A 7,178-nucleotide genomic window follows, 5' to 3' on the forward strand; every position below is an offset into this window, starting at 1 on the left:
ATTTAGGGAAGACGAAAGCCAATTTGCGAGGGTAATTTATAAGGCTGGACAAGTTTCTCTTTTTTATTCACAAAGATTGGCGAAGACATCGGATTTGCTGATTAGAAAGGAAATGACATCATGAGTAAGAAAATTACACGTTCATTTGTTGTAGATGTGAATGTACCCGGGAAGAATTTGCAACGCTTGGATGTACAAACGAGTTAAGACAAGGTTTATTATTCCTTGGACGTCTGTTAATTGTTAGCGAACATGTACAAGATGCAATGGTAATTGACCCAACTATGCTAAATATCAACACGGTTAATATTTGGAACAGTGGACAAGCGTTATTTGTGGTAAAAGAAGACATTGAGTATGATGTGTATGAAATTGTGGTTAACTTATTGTTTGAAGCGCGTGTGATTGATCCGAATGACTTAATTCGAATTACAAAAGTAGAAATTCCAAAAGAAAACCAATAGAACTATAACTTAGGTTGGTTGTTGGTTGTTTGTAGTTTATATATATCATTTTAAGAGGAGTCCATGTTGTGAGCGTGGACTTTTTTTGTTTGCTTTGAAAATCATTGCAATTTATTAGTTTATAATTTTAATCCTTGTACAAATATACTTCAAACTTAGTTGTAGTTAATTTGTAGTAAGTGATAATGATATTGTCAAATGAGTTGAATTTATTTGTAAAAATGACAAAAGGAAATTACAATCAAGTGTCGAATAGTATAAAAGTTAGTTTGTATAAAAAAGGTAAAATGAGGTGTAGTCGTGTTAGTGAAAGATGTGTATGAAAGGTTACAAATTGATGGGTTACCAACAGTCGTGAAGGGTTTAAATGTTTCTGATAAGGGATTTCGCGCAGGATTAAAGCAAGTTGGTATTGCTTATGACAATAGCGCAAAAGAATATAAAATCATGGACAAAGATGCATATAATTCAAATTCCGAGGTGTCTATTTTTGACTTTGTTACACCCAAAGGTACAAGAAGGGGTAAAACAGACAAAGAGCAAACGCCAAAGCCAGTTGAAGTAAAAGAAAATGGATCAGAATTAAAAAGTGATAAGCAAACAGACAATAATTTCACAGCTAACGAGATAACAATGATAAAAGAGTTATTACAAAAGACAATACAGGCAAAGGAACATGATAAGAGTCTTTTTGAATTAGCAATGCATATTGATAGAGCAACAGAAAAGGCAAGGAAGACAGTTTTTATTGATGTCGATGTTGCGGATCGTTTAGAAAATTTGAGTTCAAAAACTCGTTTAGATAAATCAGTGTTAACACAAATAGCGTTAGATATGTTGTTCGATAAATATGAGATGTGATGAATATAAGAAAGGTGTGACGAATATAAAAAAATAAGGATAAAATAATAAAGGTGGGGAATGCATGAGATATTTTGAAACAGCAGACGAGATTTATCAAAGGGCAGAAAGAAAATCAACCCATCTACAAGAAATGCAAATCATCTTGCAATGCATGGAAATGGAAATGAAGCAAGAACTACATCAAGAAATGATGGAGCGCTTAGAAGGCATTGAAAATGCTATTAAGTATTTAGAAGAAACAATAATTAAATATAATGAGTAAAGAAGTTGATTCCTAGGGATCAGCTTTTTTGTTGTTCACTTTTAAGCAGTGGAGGTCAACACATGGCGTTCGTCAACGGTAGCGGAACGAAGTGAGCATAAGGAGTTGATGGACTCACAAGACCAAAACCCTCTTGTTCTTTCCCAAACAATACGTTTGGGGAATGCCTACCGGCGAGGGAGTCCCCTTTGGAAAAGGGGGTTGGGGGATTTGATATTGGTTTTTAATAGTTTTATAGATTTACATTGAATTACGTAACACAAAATGATATATTGTTTTTACGTTGTTTTAGGAGGTTTTAAGATATGACAAAAGCAAATTATGTAAAAGTTGGTAGGAAGCCAGCGGATGGGAAAAATCCAAAAGTGCATTATGCATTCCGTGTACCACAAGAAATAGCAGCAAGAATAAATGAGTTATCAGAAACAGATCAATTTAAAAACAAAACAGATTTAACGCAGCAAGCGTTTGAATTTTTTTTCAAACATTTGGATTCTCAAAAGATAAAAGAGGTTTAAAACGATTGGGTTTTTATGGGATACGACTAAATAATGTGCGGTGAACAAGTCTTGTTGGGTGTCGGAAATGAGTGAAGCGAGTTTCTTCTTTACTTAACTTGACTGTAGACACACAACTGGTATTTTCAACAAGACTACAATAAGAGTGATTAAACCCAATAATCCCAAGGGTTTTAGCCGTTCTTGGATGGTGATTTTTAAAATGCTAACTCACGGAAAAGTAGTTTTTAACACGTGAAAAAATTGATAGTATAATAGACAACGTTGGGTTTGGTTTGTAACCCAACAGGTGAAGGAATAACACGCGGTCTTATCATGAGTGTTATGTATGATTCGTCAGAATAAAAAGAGGTGAAACAAGGAATATGGCATTCTTATACAATACGAGAATGCGTCGATGTGGAAATATAATAAAGTTTTATACATACGAAGAAGCCGTTGCGGTTGGTCTGTCACGTCCTAAAAGTACAGGAAAAGGGGACAAGCCTACATACATTTACGATGAAATTAAAGATGAATGGTTACACGTAGATAAAGAAACGGGTGAAATTGGAGCGAGTGAAGTATTAGATAAGAAACTAGAATCACGGAGACGCTCTACACATCGCGCAAGAAATGAACTAATAGATTTAATCAATACGAATTTCACAAGTGGTGATAAGTTTGTGACGCTGACATTTGCGGATAATTTAACAGATATAACGAAAGCTAAAAGATACATAAATCAGTTTTTCAAGAAGTTACGTTCATATGTGGAAGAACAAAAGAAAGGCGTAGATTTGAAGTATGCTTATGTAATAGAGTTCCAAGAACGGGGCGCGGTACATTTTCATTTGATTATGAACACGTTGTTTATAAGAAATAAAACATTAGAAAAATTGTGGTCACATGGTTTTGTACGGATCAATCGAATTGAGCATGTTCGAAATGTGGGCGCTTATGTTGTGAAGTATATGACAAAATCGGGTGTTGATGAACGATTGATTGGAAAGAAACTATATCAGACAAGTCAAAATTGTGAAAAGCCACAATGGATATACGGCGAAGAAGCAGAACGAATATTACATAAATTGGAAGTTGAAGGCAAAAAAGAAAGCTATACCAATTCTTTCGACACGGATAGAAACGGCACAGCAACTTTCAAAGAATTCAATTTGAGCGATTGAATTCAGTATTAAATTTCATTCATTTAGTTGGCGCTAAACGAATGCTATAAAAATTCATTTAGACATGAATTGTAAACAAATTAACTACAAAAAGGTTATCACATTGGACCATAAAAGACAACAAAAAGTATATTGGAAATGTCATATGCAATGGATAGTTTCGAAATAGTAATGAGCGTTGTTATAAAAGGATTTAGGATGTATGACAGAAGGGATATTTTTTCTGTTACATACATCTTTTTTATTATCGTTTTTCTTTTTTTATTGTCATTACGTTACGTGAAATTTTAAAATGGAGGATATTACTATGAGTGTTCAAATATATTGCAAAGAATGTGAATATACGTATATTTCAAGTGTTAAAGAAGACGAAGAAATTCATAGAAAGAGACATGCAAGAGCGAAGAAATATAAACAATTCATTCGTCCATATGTTGATTTGGTATCTGAACAAAATAGCGCATGGTTTAAAATTCAAAGGGAAGTTGATTTATTTGAAAAAATTCGTTTGGTACATATAGCTTTGAAATTGAAGTATTGTATGTATTTGCAACAAAGCAATTTTTATAGATGTATGGATATTGGAAAGTTTATTAAGGATTATGCTTTATGTAATGAAGATATAAAGAAACAAATTTGTGATGATGCATCAAAAGAGTGTTATGACATGCTAGTACAGCATTATTCATTGTAGAATATTAGTAGATAGAGATGATAGAAGCAGTGGGATGCTCCTATCATTCTTCTCTTTTACATGAATAGTTTGTATGCTAATGTGCCAATTCCTGATGCAATCGCAGAAATTATTGCCATTAGAACACGGTCGCTTACTTTGAAAGACAGTTCCTTTTCCGTTTCTGTTTTTCTAGATTTGAATTCCATTTTTATCACCCCTTTTTTTCGGGTGCTGAAAAGTACCCTTAATAATATGTTCTTTTTTTTTCACCATTTTTTGATGATTTTGGTGTTTTTGTATCTTAGATAGGTTGATAGTGGAAAATTCGACTATTTGTGTCGTACCTACTTTTATGTATTGCAATATACTTATTTATTTCGGTTTTTTTAAGTATTTCCTTAATTTTTTTTGTGATTTTTTAAAAATAGGGGAGTGAGGGAGAAAAATGAAAGAAACAAAGAATGATGATGTAGAAGTAAAACTTCAAGAACTTACCGAAAATAAGAATAAAAGGTTTTATAGCCGGGAGGTATTTTTAGAAGTGTTAAAAGCTGATCTTGGAAAAATAAAAGAAGATGTTTCGGAAATGAAAGGTATTTTACAATCAGTCAATAAGAGTATTGATAATATCGATATCAATATGACGACAACGAATAGAAGTTTGATGAATAATAGATTATTAGAGGTAGAAGCATCTTTGAAGGTACTGGAAGATAAGAAAAGTTCTTTTACAATTGAGATAAATTAATAAAGTTAATATTTTAGGTTCTGGTCAGGATTTGAATGGTGTTTAGATGCTTTATTTTTAATCTTAAGGGTTTCTTAAAATAAATTATGTGTTTTTGTATTGATTGATAATTAGGATTCATAGTGGCGTCGTTAAGCTACTTAAAATCAATTAAGGTTATAATTCAATTTTTTATTATAAGATTCTATTGTGTACTTAATTAAAACAGATAGATATTATAGGCATAGTTACATAAATTGATGTCGTGATATTGTAGACAAAATATATAATTAAATGAAATTATGTTTAGGGGGATTTGAATTTTGGCTAAAAAAAAGTATTATGCAGTAAAGGTTGGATTTACACCGGGGATTTATGAGACATGGGCAGAATGTCAGAAACAAACTAATGGATTTAGTGGATCTGTTTATAAATCATTTCCTACTAAAGAAGCGGCTGAAGAATATTTAGGTGATTCGTCTCAGCTTTCTGAGGTAGTTGTAGAAAATAGTGATTTAGATATTGAAAAAACTATAAAAGAAATGGATGATGAGACATTAGTTGCTGTTGTTGATGGAAGCTATGATAAAGAATCAGGAGCTTATGGATATGGTATTGTTTTGATAAATAACAAGGAAGATATTGATTCAGTAATAGGTTCTGATAATGATGAAAAAAATGTAGGAAGTCAAAATGTAGCTGGTGAAATAAAAGGTGTACAAAATGCTATAACACATGCTGTTGATAATGGATATAAAAATATAAAAATATTCCATGATTATACTGGCATTAAAGAATGGGCGGTTGGTAATTGGAATGCTAAGTCAGACATTGGAAAAGATTATGTTGCGTTTATTGATGGTATGAGACACTGTATAAATATTGAGTTTTATAAAGTAAAAGCTCACTCAGGTGTTAAATATAATGAAATGGCAGACCAATTAGCTAAAAAATCATTGTTACAAAAGGGAATAAAAAGTAATTCTGACGGTTGCATTACTGTTACTGGAATTACTTCAACAGAATTCCAAGAAATATTTCTTATTTTACAGGAAGATAGTGAAAATAAGCTTAAAGTTTTACCAGGTGGAAATACAAGAAGTGCAGAAAACTTTACTTTATCTCTTAATAAAGATAAGGTTGTTGTTTCTTGTTATGGTAGTGGATTAACTAATATTCAAGGAAAACAGTCTAGTTTACTTGAACAATTAATGTTATATGTCGTTGAACTTTTACCTGATAAGGGTGAAGTGGTAGAATTACTTAATGATTATCATGATGTAACTATTGAAAATGATGCAATCACTAAGCAATTTAACCATTATTTACCTAATTTCAGTAAAGTTAAAACAAATGATCAAAGATTAATCAACACTTTAAATCAAGCTGTTTATAATACAATGTTAAAAGGAACAAGACCTGATTATACAGATTTAGCAGTACCTTCTTTGAGAGCTATTGAATATTATATGTATGAAATGTTGATATTTAAGGGAATTATGAGTAGAGATGATGACAAATCTGGATTTGGGTATTTTGATAAAATTGATGAAGTTTATCATCTTCAGGCAGCACATCAGGGTAAATTTGAGGCTAGAGAGTTAGAATATATTAATGAGTTATATAATTTTTATTATAACAATAGACATACATTAAACCATTGGAATAAGGATGGATTAACTAGGCTTCTTAAAACGATGGAAGAAGCAAGAGGATTGATAATTAGTAATTTAGAGTTAATAGATAAATATTATACCGTATTTTAGGAGGTGTAATTTATGCAAAACGTTTTGCTTGAACGTTTAAATGACTCTTCATATTTTGCTCTGTTAACAACTTTAAGTTCAGAAAATCCTTTAAGTTTAATTAGGAATTTTGAAATTGAAGTTGGATTGGAATGTACAGGAAAATTAATTGTAGATAGCATATTACACGTTGGTAATAATTCAGATAGATTTGTGGAGTTAACATGTAAAGATGGGAAAATTGATTATACTTCTTTACATGTTGTATGTATTGAGAGGAAAAACGGCTTAAGGGTGAAAGCAAATGAGGCGTTAAGGAAGTATCCTAATATAATTAATAATTCTATTTTGAATAATAGTCAAAAGAAGCTGTTACTTCGTGGTATTTCTATATAGAATTAATTTTTAAAAAGAGTAGGCGATATGCTTACTCTTTTTTTGTTTTAGAAATGTTAATTATTTATTAGATAATTAGTTGAAATAAGATCATCTTTATTATGTTTCCCACAGGGCATCCCCCCGCTTGTAAATGTTTATAAGGGTGATTTTCACAGCGGCGCCCAGTTTTCCGTAATAAAAACGCCCTTTATGCACTTTCTTGGTCGTTGGGAATGTCTTCCAATAAGGCTACCAAAAAGGATAAAAAGAGCGATAAAGAATCCTTTAAACGTTATTACATAAATTCACACGAAAATAGCCGGGATAAGGGTAAAGCAGCAGCCGATCCGGAAGGAATCGCTATATATATTTTGCGAA

Annotated in this window: 10 protein-coding genes; 9 read left to right on the forward strand and 1 reads right to left on the reverse strand. The window is 31.7% G+C overall.

What is annotated here, in order from left to right; translation table 11 throughout:
- Positions 1-284 precede the first annotated feature (284 nt).
- From ACZ76X_RS28765 to ACZ76X_RS28790, 6 genes are all read left to right on the forward strand, one after another.
- Positions 285-464, forward strand: a complete 180-nt coding sequence (locus tag ACZ76X_RS28765) for a hypothetical protein (RefSeq protein ID WP_479852444.1) — start codon at positions 285-287, stop codon at positions 462-464.
- A 300-nt stretch (positions 465-764) separates the two neighbouring features.
- A complete protein-coding gene (locus ACZ76X_RS28770; RefSeq protein WP_479852445.1) occupies positions 765-1,325 on the forward strand; it encodes a ribbon-helix-helix domain-containing protein in 561 nt (186 codons plus the stop codon).
- 64 nt (positions 1,326-1,389) lie between these two features.
- Positions 1,390-1,590 carry a hypothetical protein gene (locus ACZ76X_RS28775; protein ID WP_479852446.1) on the forward strand — a complete coding sequence of 67 codons (201 nt, stop codon included), beginning with the start codon at positions 1,390-1,392 and terminating at the stop codon, positions 1,588-1,590.
- Between the two features lie 305 nt (positions 1,591-1,895).
- On the forward strand, positions 1,896-2,108 hold the full coding sequence (locus tag ACZ76X_RS28780) for a hypothetical protein (protein WP_479852447.1): 213 nt from the start codon (positions 1,896-1,898) through the stop codon (positions 2,106-2,108).
- Between the two features lie 365 nt (positions 2,109-2,473).
- Entirely contained in the window at positions 2,474-3,274 is an 801-nt protein-coding gene (locus ACZ76X_RS28785) for a rolling circle replication-associated protein (protein WP_479852448.1), read from the forward strand.
- A 307-nt stretch (positions 3,275-3,581) separates the two neighbouring features.
- Positions 3,582-3,968 carry a hypothetical protein gene (locus tag ACZ76X_RS28790; RefSeq protein WP_479852449.1) on the forward strand — a complete coding sequence of 129 codons (387 nt, stop codon included), beginning with the start codon at positions 3,582-3,584 and terminating at the stop codon, positions 3,966-3,968.
- Positions 3,969-4,024: 56 nt separating this feature from the next.
- On the opposite strand, the gene ACZ76X_RS28795 is transcribed toward ACZ76X_RS28790, so the two are convergent.
- Positions 4,025-4,156, reverse strand: coding sequence for a hypothetical protein (locus ACZ76X_RS28795; RefSeq protein ID WP_270705906.1), 132 nt, complete (start codon positions 4,154-4,156; stop codon positions 4,025-4,027).
- A 239-nt stretch (positions 4,157-4,395) separates the two neighbouring features.
- Between ACZ76X_RS28795 and ACZ76X_RS28800 the strand changes: the two genes are divergently transcribed.
- The 3 genes from ACZ76X_RS28800 (at position 4,396) to ACZ76X_RS28810 (ending at position 6,818) form a co-directional block, all read left to right on the forward strand.
- Positions 4,396-4,698, forward strand: coding sequence for a hypothetical protein (locus ACZ76X_RS28800; protein ID WP_479852450.1), 303 nt, complete (start codon positions 4,396-4,398; stop codon positions 4,696-4,698).
- A gap of 302 nt (positions 4,699-5,000) precedes the next feature.
- Positions 5,001-6,443: a ribonuclease H1 domain-containing protein gene (locus tag ACZ76X_RS28805; protein ID WP_479852451.1), complete on the forward strand. Its 1,443-nt coding sequence runs from the start codon at positions 5,001-5,003 to the stop codon at positions 6,441-6,443.
- A gap of 12 nt (positions 6,444-6,455) precedes the next feature.
- Entirely contained in the window at positions 6,456-6,818 is a 363-nt protein-coding gene (locus tag ACZ76X_RS28810; protein WP_479852452.1) for a type II toxin-antitoxin system RnlB family antitoxin, read from the forward strand.
- The last annotated feature ends 360 nt before the right edge of the window (positions 6,819-7,178 follow it).

Source organism: Bacillus sp. BC05(2025) (assembly GCF_056725905.1).

Coding starts and splice junctions, on each gene's coding strand:
- ACZ76X_RS28775 (WP_479852446.1), top strand. CDS start 1,390: ATGAGATATTTTGAAACAGCAGACGAGATTTATCAAAGGGCAGAAAGA.
- ACZ76X_RS28800 (WP_479852450.1), top strand. CDS start 4,396: ATGAAAGAAACAAAGAATGATGATGTAGAAGTAAAACTTCAAGAACTT.
- ACZ76X_RS28765 (WP_479852444.1), top strand. CDS start 285: ATGCTAAATATCAACACGGTTAATATTTGGAACAGTGGACAAGCGTTA.
- ACZ76X_RS28785 (WP_479852448.1), top strand. CDS start 2,474: ATGGCATTCTTATACAATACGAGAATGCGTCGATGTGGAAATATAATA.
- ACZ76X_RS28810 (WP_479852452.1), top strand. CDS start 6,456: ATGCAAAACGTTTTGCTTGAACGTTTAAATGACTCTTCATATTTTGCT.
- ACZ76X_RS28780 (WP_479852447.1), top strand. CDS start 1,896: ATGACAAAAGCAAATTATGTAAAAGTTGGTAGGAAGCCAGCGGATGGG.
- ACZ76X_RS28790 (WP_479852449.1), top strand. CDS start 3,582: ATGAGTGTTCAAATATATTGCAAAGAATGTGAATATACGTATATTTCA.
- ACZ76X_RS28795 (WP_270705906.1), bottom strand. CDS start 4,156: ATGGAATTCAAATCTAGAAAAACAGAAACGGAAAAGGAACTGTCTTTC.